This is a genomic window from Streptomyces sp. NPDC017940, assembly GCF_044328435.1.
Taxonomy (GTDB): domain Bacteria; phylum Actinomycetota; class Actinomycetes; order Streptomycetales; family Streptomycetaceae; genus Streptomyces.
Window position 1 is genome coordinate 1263726 of record NZ_JBIRHJ010000001.1, and the last position, 18757, is coordinate 1282482.

General features: G+C 72.8%; 15 protein-coding genes. 9 read left to right on the forward strand and 6 right to left on the reverse strand.

All coding sequences use genetic code 11. From position 1 onward, the window contains the following. The first annotated feature begins 197 nt into the window (after positions 1-197). Positions 198-1298, forward strand: a complete 1101-nt coding sequence (locus tag ACH4DX_RS05315; protein ID WP_398154047.1) for a calcium:proton antiporter — start codon at positions 198-200, stop codon at positions 1296-1298. A 214-nt stretch (positions 1299-1512) separates the two neighbouring features. Here ACH4DX_RS05315 and ACH4DX_RS05320 read toward each other — a convergent pair whose 3' ends face one another. After that, positions 1513-2781 carry an MFS transporter gene (locus ACH4DX_RS05320; RefSeq protein WP_398154185.1) on the reverse strand — a complete coding sequence of 423 codons (1269 nt, stop codon included), beginning with the start codon at positions 2779-2781 and terminating at the stop codon, positions 1513-1515. 487 nt (positions 2782-3268) lie between these two features. On the opposite strand from ACH4DX_RS05320, the gene aroQ reads away from it, so the two are divergent. Beyond that, positions 3269-3733, forward strand: coding sequence for a type II 3-dehydroquinate dehydratase (aroQ, locus tag ACH4DX_RS05325; RefSeq protein WP_398154048.1), 465 nt, complete (start codon positions 3269-3271; stop codon positions 3731-3733). A gap of 44 nt (positions 3734-3777) precedes the next feature. On the opposite strand, the gene ACH4DX_RS05330 is transcribed toward aroQ, so the two are convergent. Both ACH4DX_RS05330 and ACH4DX_RS05335 read right to left on the reverse strand, forming a co-directional pair. Continuing rightward, positions 3778-4434, reverse strand: a complete 657-nt coding sequence (locus tag ACH4DX_RS05330; RefSeq protein ID WP_398154049.1) for an MBL fold metallo-hydrolase — start codon at positions 4432-4434, stop codon at positions 3778-3780. A gap of 10 nt (positions 4435-4444) precedes the next feature. Then, positions 4445-5143 carry a maleylpyruvate isomerase family mycothiol-dependent enzyme gene (locus tag ACH4DX_RS05335; RefSeq protein ID WP_398122740.1) on the reverse strand — a complete coding sequence of 233 codons (699 nt, stop codon included), beginning with the start codon at positions 5141-5143 and terminating at the stop codon, positions 4445-4447. Between the two features lie 237 nt (positions 5144-5380). Here ACH4DX_RS05335 and uvrA point away from each other — a divergent pair, with 237 nt between their 5' ends. After that, entirely contained in the window at positions 5381-8491 is a 3111-nt protein-coding gene (gene uvrA / locus ACH4DX_RS05340; RefSeq protein WP_398154050.1) for an excinuclease ABC subunit UvrA, read from the forward strand. Positions 8492-8764: 273 nt separating this feature from the next. Beyond that, on the forward strand, positions 8765-9823 hold the full coding sequence (locus ACH4DX_RS05345; RefSeq protein ID WP_398154051.1) for a crotonase/enoyl-CoA hydratase family protein: 1059 nt from the start codon (positions 8765-8767) through the stop codon (positions 9821-9823). 56 nt (positions 9824-9879) lie between these two features. On the opposite strand, the gene ACH4DX_RS05350 is transcribed toward ACH4DX_RS05345, so the two are convergent. Next, positions 9880-10476 (reverse strand): YceI family protein, encoded by a 597-nt coding sequence (locus ACH4DX_RS05350; RefSeq protein ID WP_398154052.1) that lies wholly within the window; start codon positions 10474-10476, stop codon positions 9880-9882. A gap of 112 nt (positions 10477-10588) precedes the next feature. Between ACH4DX_RS05350 and ACH4DX_RS05355 the strand changes: the two genes are divergently transcribed. Further along, positions 10589-11449: a helix-turn-helix domain-containing protein gene (locus ACH4DX_RS05355; protein ID WP_398154053.1), complete on the forward strand. Its 861-nt coding sequence runs from the start codon at positions 10589-10591 to the stop codon at positions 11447-11449. Between the two features lie 190 nt (positions 11450-11639). Here ACH4DX_RS05355 and ACH4DX_RS05360 read toward each other — a convergent pair whose 3' ends face one another. Then, entirely contained in the window at positions 11640-12755 is a 1116-nt protein-coding gene (locus tag ACH4DX_RS05360; protein WP_398154054.1) for a carbohydrate kinase, read from the reverse strand. A gap of 213 nt (positions 12756-12968) precedes the next feature. Here ACH4DX_RS05360 and ACH4DX_RS05365 point away from each other — a divergent pair, with 213 nt between their 5' ends. After that, positions 12969-13388: a Rieske (2Fe-2S) protein gene (locus ACH4DX_RS05365; protein WP_398154055.1), complete on the forward strand. Its 420-nt coding sequence runs from the start codon at positions 12969-12971 to the stop codon at positions 13386-13388. Between the two features lie 18 nt (positions 13389-13406). On the opposite strand, the gene ACH4DX_RS05370 is transcribed toward ACH4DX_RS05365, so the two are convergent. Next, entirely contained in the window at positions 13407-14312 is a 906-nt protein-coding gene (locus ACH4DX_RS05370; protein ID WP_398122752.1) for a hypothetical protein, read from the reverse strand. A gap of 413 nt (positions 14313-14725) precedes the next feature. On the opposite strand from ACH4DX_RS05370, the gene ACH4DX_RS05375 reads away from it, so the two are divergent. The 3 genes from ACH4DX_RS05375 to uvrC all read left to right on the forward strand — a co-directional run bounded on the left by ACH4DX_RS05375 (position 14726) and on the right by uvrC (position 18727). Continuing rightward, complete coding sequence (locus ACH4DX_RS05375; protein WP_398122734.1) at positions 14726-15391, forward strand: papain-like cysteine protease family protein; 666 nt, start codon at positions 14726-14728, stop codon at positions 15389-15391. 5 nt (positions 15392-15396) lie between these two features. Beyond that, entirely contained in the window at positions 15397-16287 is an 891-nt protein-coding gene (locus ACH4DX_RS05380) for a hypothetical protein (protein WP_398122733.1), read from the forward strand. A gap of 289 nt (positions 16288-16576) precedes the next feature. Then, the gene (uvrC, locus tag ACH4DX_RS05385; protein WP_398154056.1) at positions 16577-18727 is read left to right on the forward strand and encodes an excinuclease ABC subunit UvrC; all 2151 of its coding nucleotides are present in this window, start codon (positions 16577-16579) and stop codon (positions 18725-18727) included. Positions 18728-18757 lie beyond the last annotated feature (30 nt).

Below are 18757 nucleotides of genomic sequence, written 5' to 3' on the forward strand. Positions count from 1 at the left end.
CATGCGGGGGGCGGGGGCGGCCGCGGGGGCGGGCCCGTGGGCAACGCACTACACCAATACGCACCGCGGGGGGGGGGGGGGGGGGTCACCCCCCCCCCGGGGGGGGGGCGGGGGGGGCCGCCCCCCGCCCACCGCTCTCGCGTAGAAAGGCACACATGAAGTCGCGGCCCTCCCGTGAGCGGGGCAGCATCAATCACATGATCCCTAAGTTCCGGGCACTCGCCGCGCGGTGGACGACCGCCGTGCCCGTGCTCGGAGTCGTCCTCCTCGTCCTCACCTGGGGGCGCGATCTGCCGGGGGTGGTCGTCGCCCTGGTGACGGCGGTCCTTGCCGGGGCCGTGCTCTCCGCGGTCCATCACGCCGAGGTCATCGCGCACCGCGTCGGTGAACCCTTCGGATCCCTGGTCCTCGCCGTGGCGGTCACGATCATCGAGGTCGCCCTCATCGTCACCCTGATGGCCGACGGCGGCGACAAGAGCGCGACCCTGGCCCGCGACACCGTCTTCGCGGCCGTCATGATCACCTGCAACGGCATACTGGGCCTCTGCCTGCTGACCGGCGCCCTGCGCCACCGCGTGGCCGTCTTCAACTCCGAGGGCACCGGCGCCGCGCTCGCGACCGTCGCCACGCTGGCCACGCTCAGCCTGGTCCTGCCGACCTTCACGACGTCCAAACCGGGCCCGGAGTTCTCCACCTCGCAGCTGACCTTCGCGGCCCTCGCCTCACTCGTCCTGTACGGCCTGTTCGTCGCGACCCAGACCGTACGGCACCGCGACTACTTCCTGCCGGTCACCAAGCAGGGCAAGGTCGTCGACGCCGACGACCACGCCGAAGTGCCCTCCGCGCGCACCGCCCTCATCAGCCTCGGCCTGCTCGGGCTCGCCCTGGTCGGCGTCGTCGGGCTCGCCAAGGGCGTGTCGCCGACCATCGAGTCGGGCGTCGAGTCCGCAGGCCTGCCGCATGCCGTGGTCGGCGTGATCATCGCCCTGCTCGTGCTCCTTCCCGAGACCATCGCGGCCGTGCGCGCGGCCCGCAGGGACCGCGTCCAGACCAGCCTCAACCTGGCCCTCGGCTCGGCGATGGCCAGCATCGGCCTGACCATCCCGGCCGTCGCCATCGCCTCCGTATGGCTGTCGGGGCCGCTCGTGCTCGGGCTCAGCTCGACCCACATGGTGCTGCTCGTCCTCACGGTCCTCGTCGGCACGCTCACGGTCGTCCCCGGACGCGCCACGCCCTTGCAGGGCGGTGTGCACCTGGTGCTGTTCGCGGCGTACCTGGAGCTCGCGGTCAATCCATGAGAGGCCGCGCCCGGCCGGGGCTGGTGCGAGGCCGGGCCTGAATGCCCGGCCGGACCGATGCCGGACCGGGACTGGTGCCGGGCCGGAACCGATGCCTGGCCGGGACTGGTGCCTGGCCGGGACTGGTGCCTGGCCGAGGGGCGCGTGCGGTCCGGCCGGGCGTCACGCCGCACCGCGCGCACGCCCCCACGGGCTCCCGGGCGGTGGCGTACGGTCACCCCGCGACCGGCACCGCCACCCCCTTCCGCACGGGCCGCGTCTCCGGAAGCAGCGCGAAGCACCCGAGGCTCAGCACCGCCATCGCCACCAGATACGCGGCCACACCCCACGGAGTGCCCTCGCCCCGGGCCGCCGCGGTCGCCACCATGGGCGTGAGCGCGCCGCCGAAGACCCCGGCGAGGTTGTAGCCGACCGCCGCGCCCGTGCAGCGCACGCGGGGCGCGTACAGCTCGGGCAGATACGCGGAGACCACGGCGAACATCGTGACGAACGCGAGCATCGCCACCAGGAAACCGGTGAACATCAGGAGCGGCTCTCCCGTGGCCAGGAGGGCGACCATCGGGAACATCCACAGGGCGGTGGCCGCGCACCCCACCAGACACATCGGCCGCCGCCCGTACCGGTCGCCGAGCAGGGCCGCCACCGGCGTCAGGGCGCCCTGGACGACGACGGCCGCCATGATGCAGGCCAGCATGACCGTACGGCTCACGCCGAGCCGCTCCACGCCGTACGCGAGCGACCACGTCGTGACCGCGTAGAACACCGCGTACCCGACCGCGAGCGCGCCCGCCGTGAGCAGCACCAGGCGCCAGTGCTCGCGCGCCACCTCGACGAAGGGCACGCGCGCGTGCTCGCGCACCTGGAGGAAGTCCGGGCTCTCCACGAGCGAGGCGCGCAGCACGAGTCCGACCAGGGCGAGGAGCCCCGCCCCCCAGAACGGGACCCGCCATCCCCAGGACGCGAACTGGGCGTCCGTCAGTGTCGCGGAGAGCGTCAGCATGACGCCGTTGGCCAGCAGGAACCCGATCGCCGGGCCGACCTGCGGGAAGCTAGACCACAGTGCGCGCCGCTCGGGCGGCGCGTGCTCGGCGGTGAGCAGGACCGCGCCGCCCCACTCGCCGCCGAGCCCCACGCCCTGGACGAAGCGCAGCACCAGGAGCAGCACGGGAGCGGCGGCGCCGATCGACTCGAACGTCGGTACGCAGCCGACGGCCACGGTGGCCAGACCCGTCATGAGCAGCGAGATCATCAGGACGGGACGCCGGCCGCGCCGGTCACCGAGATGTCCGAAGAGCACGGAGCCGAGCGGCCGGGCCACGAAGCCCACACCGAAGGTCGCGAACGCGGCGAGCGTTCCCGCCAGCGGGGAGAAGGTCGGAAAGAACAGCGGCCCGAGGACGAGTGCCGCCGCGGTGCCGTAGATGAAGAAGTCGTAGAACTCGATGGCCGTTCCGGCCAGCGACGCGGCGGCGAGCCGTGGCAGCGAGGGGGCGTCTGCGGTCTGGTCTGTTGACGGAGAGTTACTAGTGTGCACGCTGCGTCACCTACCCGGTGTGACAGGCGGTTACGGGGGCGTGCGGAGGCTCTTGGGGCGCGCACGAGCCGTGGGTGTCCGCAGGTGACGCGGACGCGCCGCTCGGTTCCGTCGACGCGTGTCAGCCCTCCGTACGGGAGCACGTACTGGGGGGTCCGTGTGGCTGAGGTCCACGTCAAAGACGGCTGGAATCGACGGCCGTAACGGCGGGGGCGTACGCGGAGTTCCTCGGTGGTCTTCAGGAACAGCACGCGCCCGTCGTACTCGGCGGCGAGGGCAGCCGGGTCGTCCCAGGGGGGCGATGTCGCGGAAGCGCGGGGTGGGCCGCAGTTCGTAGGGTCCTGGCGTGAACAGGGCAGCAGCCCGAGGCCGGGAGCGGCGCTCGGGCACCGTGATAGACCATCTGTGAGCAGCAGCCCGACGCATGGAGGACCCTGTGCCCCACACCCTCGCCACCGCCCCGGTCATGATCCTCAACGGGCCCAACCTGAACCTCCTCGGCAAGCGCCAGCCGGAGATCTACGGCACCGACACGCTCGCCGACGTCGAGGCGATGTGCGCCAAGGCGGCCGCCGCGCACGGCGGTACGGTCGACCTGCGCCAGTCCAACTACGAGGGGGAGCTGGTGGACTGGATCCACGAGGCACGCGAGCAGCACGCGGGCATCGTCATCAACCCGGCCGCGTACTCGCACACCTCGGTCGCGATCCTCGACGCCCTCAACACCTGCGACGGGCTGCCCGTGGTGGAGGTCCACATCTCCAACATCCACCAGCGCGAGGCGTTCCGGCACCACTCGTACGTCTCCCAGCGCGCCGACGGCGTCATCGCGGGATGCGGGGTGCAGGGGTACGTGTTCGGCGTCGAGCGGGTGGCGGCGCTGGTGGCGGCGCGGGCCTAGGGCCGCCTGTCCGAAAGGCCCTGGGCCCGCCCCGCCGGCAGGATTCACCAGCCGCGCGAACGCCACTCCGCGAGGTGCGGCCGCTCGGCGCCGAGGGTCGTGTCGCCGCCGTGGCCCGGGTAGACCCACGTCTCGTCGGGCAGCGTGCCGAAGATCTTCGCCTCGACGTCGTCCATGAGGTTCGCGAATCTCTCCGGGTCCTTCCAGGTGTTGCCGACGCCCCCGGGGAACAGGCAGTCGCCGGTGAAGACGTGCGGGTGCCCGTGGGGGTCGTCGTACACGAGGGCGATCGAGCCCGGGGTGTGGCCCACCAGGTGTCTGGCCGTGAGCGTGACCCGGCCGAAGGCGATGGTGTCGCCGTCGTCGACCAGGACGTCCGTGGGCACCGGGATGCCCTCGGCGTCCTCGCGGCCCGCGTACGTGCGCGCGCCCGTGGCCGCGACCACCTCCTCCAGGGCCTGCCAGTGGTCCCCGTGCTGGTGCGTGGTGACGACGGACCCGATGCCGTCGTCACCGATCAGCGTCAGGAGCGTCCGGGCGTCGTTCGCCGCGTCGACGAGGAGCTGCTCGCCGGTGGCCCGGCAGCGCAGCACGTAGGCGTTGTTGTCCATCGGCCCGACCGCGACCTTGGAGATCATCAGGTCCTGCAACTCGTGCACGTCCGCGGCTCCGCCGACCCGCACCGCTCCGCTGTACGTCATGGTCGCCAGCCTATAGCGGGGGGAGGGCGGGAAGAGGGCCGCCTTCGGAGGTCAGGTCGGCCGCGAGGGCGTCGCCGCGGCGACGCCCGGCGAGCCAGCCGACCAGGGCCGGGGCCGGGCCGGTGACGGTCACCTCGGGCTTCTCCGCGGCGCGGCCCGTGCGCCACGCGCGCGTGCCGTCGGTGACGCGGGTCGCGGGCACGTCGGGGTTCCCCGAGAAGCGGTCGGTGAGGAAGTCGGTCTCGCGCTCGAGGAACTCGGCCGGCAGGTCTTCGAGCGCGTACCCGACCCCGAGGTCGACGTGGTGCAGCTCCACCTCGACCCAGCGCCGGAACGGCACCCGTGCCGCCGAGTCCGTGATGCCGTTGCGCATCGTGACGGTGCGGGACCAGTCGGCGGGGAGCGCGGCCTGCGCCTCCAGGCGCGCGGCGGACTCCCGCAGGTCGACGAGGTGGGCCGCGATCGGCCGTGGTGCGTCCCGCTCGATGTCGGCGTCGCGGGCCGCACCGCTCGGGTACATGGGCCGTCCGGCCAGCACGTTCACGAGGGCGTCGGCGTTCCGCGCCACGTGGGCGAGGACATGGCCCCGCGTCCAGCCGGGAAGCAGGGAGGGCTCGGCCGCCGAGACATCGTCCAGGGCGGTGGCTGCGGCGAGCAGTCGTTCGGTCGCGTCACGTACAGACGCCAGGTCGCGCACATGATCAATCATGGGCCCGACGATAGCTTCGCCACACGTTCGGGTGAAGGCGCTGGATGAGCCCCGCAAATCGAATGCCCGTGCTATACGCTCGATGATGGCATCGGGCACTCTTGATGGTCGGGCTTCCCCCGCTCCCCGACTCCATCCATTCGAAGATCAAGCCCGGCGTTGTCAGTGGGTCGCTCTAGTCTGTGAAGGACGGGGGCCCCGCCCCTGTCACTTCTCTCAAGAAAGGTGCGGACCGGCGTGGCCGACCGTCTCATCGTCCGTGGAGCGCGCGAGCACAACCTCAAGAACGTCTCGCTCGACCTCCCGCGTGACTCCCTCATCGTCTTCACCGGTCTGTCCGGGTCCGGCAAGTCCTCGCTCGCGTTCGACACGATCTTCGCCGAGGGTCAGCGCCGGTACGTCGAGTCCCTGTCCTCGTACGCCCGCCAGTTCCTCGGCCAGATGGACAAGCCGGACGTGGACTTCATCGAAGGCCTCTCCCCGGCGGTCTCCATCGACCAGAAGTCGACCTCGCGCAACCCGCGCTCCACGGTCGGCACCATCACCGAGGTCTATGACTACCTCCGCCTGCTCTTCGCGCGCATCGGCAAGCCGCACTGCCCCGAGTGCGGCCGCCCGATCTCCCGCCAGTCGCCGCAGGCCATCGTCGACAAGGTCCTCGAGCTGCCCGAGGGCAGCCGCTTCCAGGTCCTCTCGCCGCTGGTGCGCGAGCGCAAGGGCGAGTTCGTCGACCTCTTCTCCGACCTCCAGACGAAGGGCTACAGCCGCGCCCGGGTGGACGGCGAGACCATCCAGCTCTCCGAGCCGCCCACGCTGAAGAAGCAGGAGAAGCACACCATCGAGGTGGTCGTCGACCGCCTCACCGTCAAGGACAGCGCCAAGCGCCGCCTGACCGACTCCGTGGAGACCGCGCTCGGCCTCTCCGGCGGCATGGTCGTCCTGGACTTCGTGGACCTCCCCGAGGACGACCCCGAGCGCGAGCGGATGTACTCGGAGCACCTCTACTGCCCCTACGACGACCTGTCCTTCGAAGAGCTGGAGCCCCGCTCCTTCTCCTTCAACTCGCCCTTCGGCGCCTGCCCCGACTGCACCGGCATCGGTACGCGCATGGAGGTCGACCCCGAGCTGATCGTCCCCGACGAGGACAAGTCGCTCGACGAGGGCGCCATCCACCCCTGGTCGCACGGCCACACGAAGGACTACTTCGCCCGCCTGGTCGGCGCCCTCGCCGACGCGCTCGGCTTCGCCACGGACATGCCGTGGGCCGGCCTGCCGCAGCGCGCCAAGAAGGCCCTCCTGAACGGCCACAAGACCCAGATCGAGGTCCGCTACCGCAACCGCTACGGCAGGGAGCGGGTCTACACCACCGCCTTCGAAGGCGCCGTCCCCTTCGTCAAGCGGCGGCACAGCGAGGCCGAGAGCGACTCAAGCCGCGAGCGCTTCGAGGGCTATATGCGCGAGGTGCCCTGCCCCACCTGTGAGGGCACGCGCCTCAAGCCGATCGTCCTCGCCGTCACGGTGATGGAGAAGTCCATCGCCGAGGTCGCCGCGATGTCCATCAGCGACTGCGCGGAGTTCCTCGCCCGGCTGCGCCTGACCGCCCGCGACAAGAAGATCGCCGAGCGCGTCCTGAAGGAGGTCAACGAACGGCTGCGCTTCCTGGTCGACGTCGGTCTCGACTATCTGTCGCTGAACCGCGCCGCGGGCACCCTCTCCGGCGGTGAGGCCCAGCGCATCCGACTGGCCACGCAGATCGGCTCCGGCCTCGTCGGCGTGCTCTACGTCCTGGACGAGCCGTCCATCGGCCTGCACCAGCGCGACAACCACCGCCTCATCGAGACGCTGGTCCGGCTGCGCGACATGGGCAACACCCTGATCGTCGTCGAGCACGACGAGGACACCATCAAGGTCGCCGACTGGGTCGTCGACATCGGCCCCGGCGCGGGCGAGCACGGCGGCAAGGTCGTGCACAGCGGCTCCCTGAAGGAGTTGCTCGACAACGACAAGTCGGTCACCGGGCAGTATCTGTCGGGCAAGCGGGCCATCCCCGTCCCCGACGTCCGCCGCCCCGCCGACCCCACGCGCCGGCTCACGGTCCACGGCGCCCGGGAGAACAACCTCCAGGACATCGACGTCTCCTTCCCGCTCGGCGTCCTCACGGCCGTCACGGGCGTCTCGGGTTCCGGCAAGTCGACGCTGGTCAACGACATCCTCTACACCCACCTGGCCCGGGAGCTGAACGGCGCCAGGTCCGTCCCCGGGCGGCACACGCGCGTGGAGGGCGACGACCTCGTCGACAAGGTGGTGCACGTCGACCAGTCGCCCATCGGCCGCACCCCGCGGTCGAACCCGGCGACGTACACCGGAGTCTTCGACCACGTCCGCAAGCTGTTCGCCGAGACCACGGAGGCCAAGGTCCGGGGCTATCTCCCCGGGCGCTTCTCCTTCAACGTCAAGGGCGGCCGCTGCGAGAACTGCTCCGGCGACGGCACCATCAAGATCGAGATGAACTTCCTCCCGGACGTGTACGTCCCGTGCGAGGTCTGCCACGGCGCGCGGTACAACCGCGAGACCCTGGACGTGCACTACAAGGGCAAGTCCATCGCCGAGGTCCTCGACATGCCCATCGAGGAGGCGCTCGACTTCTTCGAGGCGGTGCCCGCCATCGCCCGCCACCTGCGCACCCTCCACGACGTGGGCCTCGGGTACGTCAGGCTCGGCCAGTCCGCGCCCACGCTCTCCGGCGGCGAGGCCCAGCGCGTCAAGCTGGCCAGCGAGCTCCAGAAGCGCTCCACGGGCCGCACGGTCTACGTCCTCGACGAGCCGACCACCGGTCTGCACTTCGAAGACATCAGCAAGCTCATCACGGTCCTCTCGGGGCTCGTCGACAAGGGCAACACGGTCATCGTCATCGAGCACAACCTCGACGTGATCAAGACCGCCGACTGGGTCGTCGACATGGGCCCGGAGGGCGGCAGCGGCGGTGGCCTCGTCATCGCCGAGGGCACCCCCGAGCAGGTCGCGGGCGTGCCCGCCAGCCACACCGGCAAGTTCCTGCGGGACATCATCGCCGCGGACCGGATCAGCGACGCCGCGGTGCCGCAGGCGCGCAGGGGCGCGAAGAAGGCCCCCGCCAGGAAGACGGTGGCCGCGACGGCGTCCACCAAGAAGACGGCCACGGCCAAGACGTCCACGGCGAAGACAGCCACGGCGAAGACGTCCACCAAGCAGGCAGCCGTCAAGAAGACGGCCGCCACGCAGGCGGGCGCTAAGAAGACGGTGGCCAAGAAGACGGTGGCCAAGAAGGGTGCAGCGAAGAAGGTCGGCACGCGGTCTCGCACGGCCTGAGTGCCCGGCCCGCCCGGTCCGGTTCCGGGGCGGTGGCGGGAGGTCCCCACCGCCCCGGTTCCCGTTTCGGTTCCGGTCCGGGCGCATGTCGGGGGGGGGGGCCCCCCCGGGGCCCCCCCCCCCCCGCGGGGTTGGGGGGGGCGGCGGGGGGGGGGGGGGGGGGGGGGGGGCCCCCCCCCCGGGGGGGGCCGGGGGGGGGCGGGGGGGGGGGCGGGGGGGGGGGGCCCCCCGGGGGGCCCCCCGCCGCCGACGTCTTGTTGCGCGTGCGCCGACGTGATCGGCTGGGCCGTGCGGGCCCCGCACCCGGCCCCCGGACCGAGCTGCGAGGAGAGTGCGGACCATGACCGAGGAGTCGACGCGCGCAGCAGTGGCCCCGTCACCACGGTCGTCCTCTCCCGCCCGCACGTCCGCAACGCGGTCGACGGCCCCACCGCCCGTGTGCTCGCCGACGCCTTCCGGGCCTTCGAGGCCGACTCCGAGGCGTCGGTCGCCGTCCTGCGGGGTGAGGGCGGCACTTTCTGCGCGGGCGCCGACCTCAAGGCCCTGGGCACGCCCGACGCCAACGACGTCACCGAGATAGACGCCGCGGGCGGCACCGAGGACGCGGGTGGCACCGACAGGGCGGGTGGCACTGGCGGGGTGAGCGGCACCGACAGGGCGAGTGGCACCGACATGGCGGGTGGCACTGGCGAGGTGAGCGGCACCGACAGGGCGGGTGGCACCGGCGGGGTGAGTGGCACCGAGGACGCGAGCGGCACCCATGGCGTCCGCAGCACCCAAGGCGTCGGCGGTCCCGACAACGGGCCGATGGGGCCGACGCGTCTGAACCTGTCCAAGCCGGTGATCGCCGCGGTCTCCGGCCATGCCGTGGCGGGCGGCCTGGAGCTGGCGCTCTGGTGCGACCTGCGGGTGGCGGAGGAGGACGCCGTGTTCGGGGTGTTCTGCCGCCGCTGGGGTGTTCCTCTCATCGACGGCGGAACGGTACGGCTGCCCCGGATCGTCGGCGAGGGCCGCGCCCTCGACCTCGTCCTCACCGGTCGCCCGGTGGACGCGGCGGAGGCACTCGGCATGGGGCTCGTCAACCGCGTCGTACCGAAGGGAGCCGGGCGTGCGGCGGCCGAGGGGCTCGCCGCGGAGATCGCCGCGTTCCCGCAGACCTGCCTGCGGCACGACCGGCTCTCCGTCCGCGAACAGCACGGCCTTCCCGAACGGCAGGCCCTCGCGGGCGAGCTGCGGCACGGCCTGCACTCGCTCGCCGAAGCGGCCGACGGCGCCGCACGGTTCGCCGCGGGAGCGGGACGGCACGGCGCCTTCGGCAGGGATGACACGTAGGCGTCCGGGCCGGGCCGCTCACGGCGACGTACCGGGGCGCACCCCGAACCCGGTCCCTACGCCTCCCCGGCGCCCGGCTCCGAGAATTGCAGGTCGAGCTGGATCTTCACGACCTCCCCGAGCATGCCGGGGGCGAACGTGAGGCCGTACTCGCTGCGGCGGATCTCACCCGTCGCCTCGAAGCCGGCGTGCCGGACGTCGCCGAACGCGCCGAGGCCACCGAACTCCACGGCGAGCGTCACCGGACGGGTGACGTCGCCGATGGTCAGGTCGCCCGTCATCGCCCACTCCGCACCGGCGCCCGTGATCCGGCGCGAACGGAACGCCATCGTCGGGCGGCGCTCCACATCGAGCAGGTCGGAGGCGCGCACGTGGGCGTCGCGGTCGGTGTTGCCGGTGTCGATCGACGCCAGGGCGATGGTGGCGTTCACCGCGGTGTCCGCAAGGGTCTCGCCCACCACCAGCTCCGCCTCGAACTCCGTGAAGCGGCCCCGCACCTTGGAGATGCCGAGGTGGCGGATGGTGAAGTTGACGGCCGAGTGCAGCGGGTCGTGTACCCAGCGGCCCGCGGGCAACGGCAGGGCGGGGACGGCCGCGGAGGCCGGGGGAGCAACGGCAGGGGCAGCGGCGGAAGTTTCGGTCTCGAAGGTCATGCCGTCCACTCTGCGGCGGCGCGGGCACCGGAGGGAGGCCGGGCCGAGACTGGTAGTGGCAGGGACACGCTGAGGGCGGTCATGCGGGAAAGCGTCCTGGTACGTTCGAACGGTGAGCGACAACGAGCTGGGAGCCTTTCTGCGCGCCCGCCGCGAGGCCGTCACCCCCACCGAAGCGGGGCTGCCGAGCGGCCCGCGCCGCCGCACCCCCGGGCTGCGGCGCTCCGAGGTCGCCACCCTCGCGGGCATCAGCGTGGAGTATCTGACCCGCCTCGAACAGGGGCGTGACCGCAACCCCTCGCCGTCCGTGCTCGGTTCGCTCGCCGACGTACTGCGGCTGAACGTCGAGGAGCGCCTGCATCTGCGCCGCCTCGACAGGGTGAGCAGCGCGGCGGACGACCCCTGCTGCTCGGCGGCGCCACCGCCCGGCCTGTCCGTGCGGCCCACCGTGCGCGCCCTCGTCGACCGCCTCGAACCCACTCCGGCGGTGCTGCTCAACCGGCTCAGCGACGTCCTCGCGTACACGACCGGCTACGAACGGATCGTCCGGCCCCTAGGCCTGCTCGACGACGACAGGCCCAACCTGCTGCGCTTCGTCTTCACCGACGCACGGGCGCGCACCGCGTTCACCGAGTGGGACCTCGTCGCGGACGACCAGATCGCGCACCTGCGCAGCGAGTCGCCGATGATCGACCCCCATGTGCGGAATTTCGTCGACGAGTTGACGGTGCTCGCGGGGAAGCCGTTCGCCGAGCGCGTCGAGGGTGTCCCCGGGGTGCCGCGCCGCAGCGGCGTACAGAGCCTGACTCACCCGCAGGTGGGTGCGCTGCGCCTGGCGTACGAGTCGCTCGCCCTGCCGGACGTCGACGGACAGCGGCTCCTGGTCCAGCTGCCCGCGGACGACGCCACCACGGCGGCGCTCGACCGTCTGAACGGCCGCCGGCCGGGCGGCCTGCGCGCGGTGGGCGACTGACCCGGGCCCGGCTCCTGTGCCCCCGTCCGGCGCTGGTGCCCCACCTGGCCCTAGCGCCTCACCCGGCCCCAGCGCCACTCGGCCCTAGCGCCACTCGGCCCCAGCGCCACCCAGCCCTAGCGCCTGAACCGGCTCAGCGCCGCGCCCGGCCCCAGCGCCGCGCCCGGTCCCAGCACCTCACCCGGCACTGCTACGCCTCGTGCAACTCCCGCGCGTACGGTGGCTCCGCGCCCGCGCGCGAGCAGGTGATCGCCGCCGCGCGCGCCGCGAACCGCAGCACCGTCTCCCAGTCGTCGGCGCCGAGGCCCGCCACCGCGTCCGCGGACAGCGCGTCGCGTGCGTCGAGGGCGTGCAGCAGCGCGGCGTTGACCGTGTCGCCCGCGCCGATCGTGTCCACGACGTCGACCGCGACACCGGGCACGGACACCTCGACGCCGGCACGCGTGTAGACGCGGAGGCCGTCGCCGCCCCGCGTCACCACCACGGCCGCGGGTCCCGACGCCAGCCACTCCTGGGGCGTGCCGCCCAGCCAGCGCGCGTCCTCCTCCGACACCTTCAGGAGCGTCACCGAGGGCAGCCAGCTCTTGAAGCGGGCGCGGTAGGTGTCGGCGTCGGGGATGAGGCCGGAGCGGATGTTGGGGTCGAGCGCCGTGCAGACGCCGCGCTCCGCCGCGTCCCGCATCAGTTGCTCGTAGGCGGTCGCGCCCGGCTCCAGGGCGAGCGAGCAGGTCCCGAAGGACATCGCCCGCACGCCGTCCGGAAGCCGGGAGGGCGCGGAGAAGAGGCGGTCCGCGGTGCCGTCGACGTAGAAGGAGTAACCGGCGGAACCGTCCGCGCCGATCGAGGCGACGGCCAGCGTCGTCGGCTCGTCCCCGCGCTGGACGTGCCGCACGTCGACACCGGCGGCCCGCAGCCCCGCGAGCAGCGCATCGCCGAACGCGTCGGTCGAGACCCGGGAGCAGAAGGCGGCGGGGGAGCCGAGGCGGCCGAGGGCGATCGCGGTGTTGTACGGACCGCCGCCGAGGCGCGGCGCCAGCGCGGGCAGGGCGGGGGCCTGGCCTACGGCGCCCGCGGCCGAGTTCGCGCCCGCGCCTGCGGCCGGGTTCGCCCCCGCGCCCGAGTGCACCCCCGCGCCCGAGGCCGGGCCCACACCCCCACCCCCGCCCAGGTCCGCACCCGGGTTCGCCCCCGAACCCCCGCCCCCGCCGACCCCAGCATCACCCACCCCCGCCACATACCTCCCGTCCCGCGGCGTAGGGGCCTGCGGAACGAGGTCGATCAGGGCCTCTCCTGCGACGACGATCACTGATGGTCCCCTTCCGCGCTCCCGTGCTCCGGCACCCCGGCGCCCCGGTGTCCCGACGGCGTCCCGGCTGCGTTCTGCGCACAGGCTAGGGCCTGCGGCGGGGGGTGCGGGTGATGCGGGCGGCACTCGGGCGCCGCGGAGCCGCACCCGGTCACCGGATCGCCCCCCGGTAGGGTCTATGCGTCGCCGAACCCCCTGACCTGTGGAGAGTCCATGCCCGGCACGCCCCCCGCCCGCCGTACCGTGCTCCGCGCCGCCGCGCTCGTCCCGGCCGCGGGGCTCGGGCTCGCCGCCTGCTCGACCGGCGGCGACGGCAACCGGTCGGCGCCGCGGGAACCGGTGGACCTGGGCGCGGCCGACGAGGTCCCGGTGGGCTCCTCCAAGCTCTACACCGCCGAGAACGTGGTGGTCAGCCGGATCGCCGACGACGAGTACAAGGCGTTCAGCACCATCTGCACCCATGCCCGGTGCCCCATCCGCAAGCTCCGGGGCGCCAAGCTGACCTGTCAGTGCCACGGCAGCGAGTTCGACGCCAGGAGCGGCGAGGTGCTCCGTGAGCCCGCGGTGTCACCCCTGAAGGAGCTGCCGGTGAAGGTCGAGGGCGGCAAGATCGTGGCGGGTCCGGGCGCCTGACCGGGCCGGAGCCCGCACTCACTGCCAGTCCCAGACCATCCCGATCAGCCCGGCCCGCACCTGCGGTTCCACGAGGTGCACCGACCGGTGGCTGCCGCTCAGCGTCAGCTCCTGGCGCCCCAGGCGCGGGGCGGCCGCCGAGTGCTGGGTGAAGCGGTGGCAGCGTACGGGGAGCGCGTTCTCGGCGAACCTGACCTGGAGGGCGTACTGGCCGCCGGCGAAGCTGAAACTGCGTACGTACTCGGTGCTCGTGCCCGCCGTGCCGTCCTCGAAGCCGTAGCAGAACAGATGGGTGTCGCCTGCCCGCAGCCGCGCGTCGAACAGGAGCTCCGCGACCAGGACGCCGGTGTCGTGGTGCCAGCGGACACGGCCCGTGCGGCAGTTCTCCAGGGCGCGCACCTGCACGTGTTCGGGGGAGGAGCCGGGGTCGCCGTGGTGGATGGCCAGGTAGCGGTCGATGCCGTCCTTGTGGGAGCGCACGACGTGCTGGGAGTCGCGCCCGAGGAGTTCGCGCTGCGCGCCGATGCGTACGCGCTCGTGATGGCCGACGGTGTGCAGACCGCCGTCGCGCGGTGCCTCCAGGTCGGCGAGCAGCGACTGAAGGACGTCGGACGCCTCCATCAGGGAGCGGTAGGAGCGGGCTGCGGGCCGCTCCGCGTCCGGCCGCTCGTCGGCCTTGGCGAGCAGCCTGATCAGGGACTCCTCGGGGAGCCGCAGTATCTCCTCCAGGGCGCGTACGGCGCGCAGCGACTCGGGGCGCTGGGGGCGCCGCGCGCCCTGCTGCCAGTAGCTCAGGCTGGTCACGCCGACGTGGACGCCCGCCCGCGCCAGGTGGTGGCGCACACGCTGAAGGGGCAGCCGCCGGGCGGCGATGGCGGCCCGCAGGGCGACGTGGAACGGGCCGGTGCGCAGGGCGGTGGCCAGGTCCTCGGCGCGGTCGTCCGGGGGAGCGGCGGAAGACGAGGCGGAGGGAGGAGCGAGGGGAGTGGCGGAAGGGGAGGTGGAGGGAGGGGCGAGGGGAGTGATGGGAGGGGAGGTCGAGGGAGGAGCGAGGGGGGTGGCGGAGGGAGAGGCGACGGGGGAGGCGTGGGGGGAGGCGTGCCGCACCGCAGGTCCTTTCTGTGAACGTTCACTGCTGCCGCGCGGGTGTACGCCCCGGTCGGGGCGGGCGGCCTGGTGGGCGTACGACCGGTGTTCACACGGGTACGCCGCCGTTCACGCTGCAATTCATTCCGCATTGAAGCGTGTTGACCTGCACCGGACAACACCTGATGCTCAATCGCAGCGTCCGGACGCGCTCCTCCACCTCTCACCCCACTTCGCTCGGGAGGAACGCGATGCACCACAGAAACAGCGGATCCAGCCGTCGCAGACGGATCTCCGCGCTCACCGTCGCCGCGGCGGCCTTCCTCGCCGTACCGGCGGCCACCGCCGCTGCCGCGCCTAACGGGACGCCGTCCCCCCACAGCGTGTCGTCGACCGACGCCCCGGCCGCCTCGGGAGCGGCCGGCACGTCGGCTCTCGCGGCCAAGCGTCTGAACATCACCATGCAGGCACAGCAGAAGAACAACTGGTGCTGGGCCGCGGCGGGCAACACCATCGCCACGTACCTGGGCAGGAACTACAGCCAGAACCAGTTCTGCAACGCCGCCTTCGGCCGCAACCAGAACACCGAGTGCCCCAACAACCAGGCCACCCTGGGCAATGTGCAGAACGCCCTGGCCTGGGCGGGCATCAACCGGGGCTCGTACGTCACGGGCTGGCTCCGCTACCCCACCGTGCAGGCGGAGATCGACGCCGACCGCCCCATCGAGACCCGCATCCTGTGGTCCAACGGCGGCGGTCACATGCACACCATCTACGGCTACGACACGGCCAACAGCTGGGTGTACTGGGGCGACCCCTGGCCCTCGAGCGACCGCTACAACTGGGCCTCCCACGACTGGTACGTGAACAACAACACCTTCTCCTGGACCCACTCGCTGTACCGGATAGGGGCGTGAGCGCGATGACCCGTCACGAAGCCCGCACCGGTCAGGTCCTGAAGGCCACGCTCGCGGGGACGGCCGCCGCGCTGCTCCTCGGCCTCGCGGCACCGCACGCCTCCGCCGCCCCGGGCCCGGCCGCCCGCCCCGCAGCGCCCGTCCCGCCCGCGCCCGGCGCGCCCTCGGACGCCTCTCGCGACGCCGCCCACGAAGCGGCCGGGGCCCCGAAGACCCTGGAGACGCTCTCCCGCTTCTTCGCCCGCGAGGGAGCCGTCACGAAGGCGGCGGCCGACCCGCGGGTGCCGGGCGACAAGGCCGTACCCGTCTACTACTTGTCGCCGGACTTCGTGGCGGGCAAGAAGGAGGCACCCGTCGCCCGGATGGAGTTCCTCGCCAGCAGGGCGGTCTCGGCCGACGGCCAGGAGGCCTCCCTGTGGTCCGTACGGCAGGGCGGCTCCTGGCAGATCGTGAACATCGCCACCGGGGACGACGAGACCCACTACGCGCGCGTGGGCGCCGACAAGCTCCCCGGAGGCACCGTCTTCCACGAGCCGCAGATCAACGCCTGGTACGTCACCAAGGGCACCCGCGTCCTGCCGCTCGACAAGGAGGCCCGGCGGGCGGTCGGTGCCGGCGGCACGACCACCGCCGCCTATCAGCAGCGGGTGCGCAAGGAGTACGGCGACAAGCTGCCCGGGTCGGCGTACGCGAAGTCCGGCAAGGCGGGGGGCTTCGCCGAGGGGGCGCGGGACCAGGCCGGGGGTGCCTCGGCCCCGGCCGGGAGCGCGGCGTCCCCTGCCGGGGACGGCGGGGCGGTGACCGTCGCCTCCTCCCTGGCCGGAGCGGGCGCGCTGGTCGCGCTCGGTCTGTCCGGAGCCGCCGTGGTCCGGCGGCGGGGGCGCCGTCTGGGCTGAGGTGACCGGCCTCCGGCCGTGACGTTCCCCACCCGTCCGCCCTGCCGGGGCGGGCGGGGCACCCCGGCCCGGGGGTGGCCCCACGCCGCCCCCGAGCCGGAGGCGGCCTCGCACCCCGAGCCGGAGGCGGCCTCGCACCCCGAGCCGGAGGCGGCCTCGCACCCCGAGCCGGAGGCGGCCTCGCACCCCGAGCCGGAGGCGGTCCCGCACCCCGGCCCGGAGGGCGACCGGAACCCGGGCGTTCGGCCGCCGCGACTGACTGTCACTGCTCGCCAGTAGGCTGTCCGACATGGCCGACCCATCCAGCTACCGCCCCAAGCCGGGACAGATCCCCGACTCGCCGGGGGTCTACAAGTTCCGTGACGAGCACCGCCGGGTGATCTACGTCGGGAAGGCCAAGAGCCTGCGCCAGCGTCTCGCGAGCTACTTCCAGGACCTGGCGAACCTGCACCCGCGCACGGCCACGATGGTCACCACCGCGGCGTCCGTGGAGTGGACCGTCGTCGCCACGGAGACCGCGGCGCTCCAGCTCGAGTACACCTGGATCAAGGAGTACGACCCGCGGTTCAACGTGAAGTACCGCGACGACAAGAGCTACCCCTACCTCGCGGTGACGATGAACGAGGAATTCCCGCGCGTGCAGGTGATGCGCGGTCAGAAGAAGAAGGGCGTGCGCTACTTCGGCCCGTACGGCCACGCCTGGGCGATCCGCGACACGGTGGACCTGCTCCTGCGCGTCTTCCCCGTCCGCACGTGCTCCGCCGGCGTCTTCAAGAACGCCGCCCGCACCGGCCGCCCCTGCCTCCTCGGCTACATCGGCAAGTGCTCCGCGCCCTGCGTCGAGCGCGTCTCCCCCGAGGAGCACCGCGAACTGGCCGAGGACTTCTGCGAGTTCATGACCGGCCGCACGGGCACCTACATCCGGCGCCTCGAACACCGGATGACGGAAGCCGCCGAGGACATGGAGTACGAGCGCGCGGCCCGGCTCCGCGACGACATAGGGGCCCTCAGGAAGGCCATGGAGAAGAGCGCCGTCGTCCTCGCCGACGCCACCGACGCCGACCTGATCGCGGTCGCCGAGGACGAGCTGGAGGCCGCCGTCCAGATCTTCCACGTACGCGGCGGGCGCGTACGCGGCCAGCGCGGCTGGGTCACGGACAAGGTCGAGGCCGTCTCCACGGCCGACCTGGTCGAGCACGCCCTCCAGCAGCTCTACGGAGAGGAGACGGGTGACGCCGTCCCCAAGGAGGTCCTCGTCCCCGCCCTGCCCGACCCCGTGGAGCCCGTCCAGGACTGGCTCACCCAGCGCCGCGGGTCGAACGTGTCGCTGCGCATCCCCCAGCGCGGCGACAAGAAGGCCCTCATGGAGACCGTCGCGCGCAACGCCCAGCAGTCCCTCGTCCTGCACAAGACCAGGCGCGCCTCCGACCTGACGACCCGCTCCCGGGCCCTCGAGGAGATCGCGGCGGCCCTGGACCTCGACAGCGCGCCCCTGCGCGTCGAGTGCTACGACATCTCGCACCTCCAGGGCGACGACGTGGTGGCGTCCATGGTCGTCTTCGAGGACGGCCTGGCCCGCAAGAGCGAGTACCGCCGCTTCCAGATCAAGGGCTTCGAGGGCCAGGACGACGTCCGGTCCATGCACGAAGTGATCACGCGCCGCTTCCGGCGCTATCTGGTGGAGAAGGAGAAGACCGGGGAGTGGTCGTCGGAGGAGGTGCAGGAAAGCCTCACCGAGGAGGACGGGCGGCCCAAGAAGTTCGCGTACCCGCCGCAGCTCGTCGTCGTGGACGGCGGGCAGCCGCAGGTCGCGGCCGCCCAGCGTGCCCTGGACGAGCTCGGCATCGACGACATCGCCGTCTGCGGCCTCGCCAAGCGCCTCGAAGAGGTCTGGGTGCCCGGCGAGGACGACCCGGTGATCCTGCCGCGCACCAGCGAGGGCCTCTATCTGTTGCAGCGGGTGCGGGACGAGGCGCACCGCTTCGCGATCGCCTACCAGCGCACGAAGCGGACCAAGCGCTTCCGCTCGAGCCCGCTCGACGACGTGTCCGGTCTCGGCGACGCCCGTAAGCAGACACTGATCAAACACTTCGGTTCGGTGAAGAGACTCCGGTCGGCCACCATCGACCAGATCTGCGAGGTGCCCGGCATAGGCCGCAAGACGGCGGAGGCCGTCCTCGCCGCCTTCGCCCGGGCGGAACCGGCGGCACCCGCCGTGAACACCGCCACCGGCGAGATCATGGAGGACGAGCAGGACGCGCCGCCCGCCCCGGCGAGTGACTCCGGACACGGCGACGAGCCCGCGGGGGCGGCGGACCCGCGGGAACCCGCGGCCCCCACACGCGCGGGTGACGCATACGACGGCGAGCCGCCCGCGGGTGCGGGAGACTCGCACGACGGGGAAGGGACCGGTCGGGCCCGGGCCCCGAGCAACGGCTAGGGCGCCCACGCGCGTGGGCGCCGCACACGG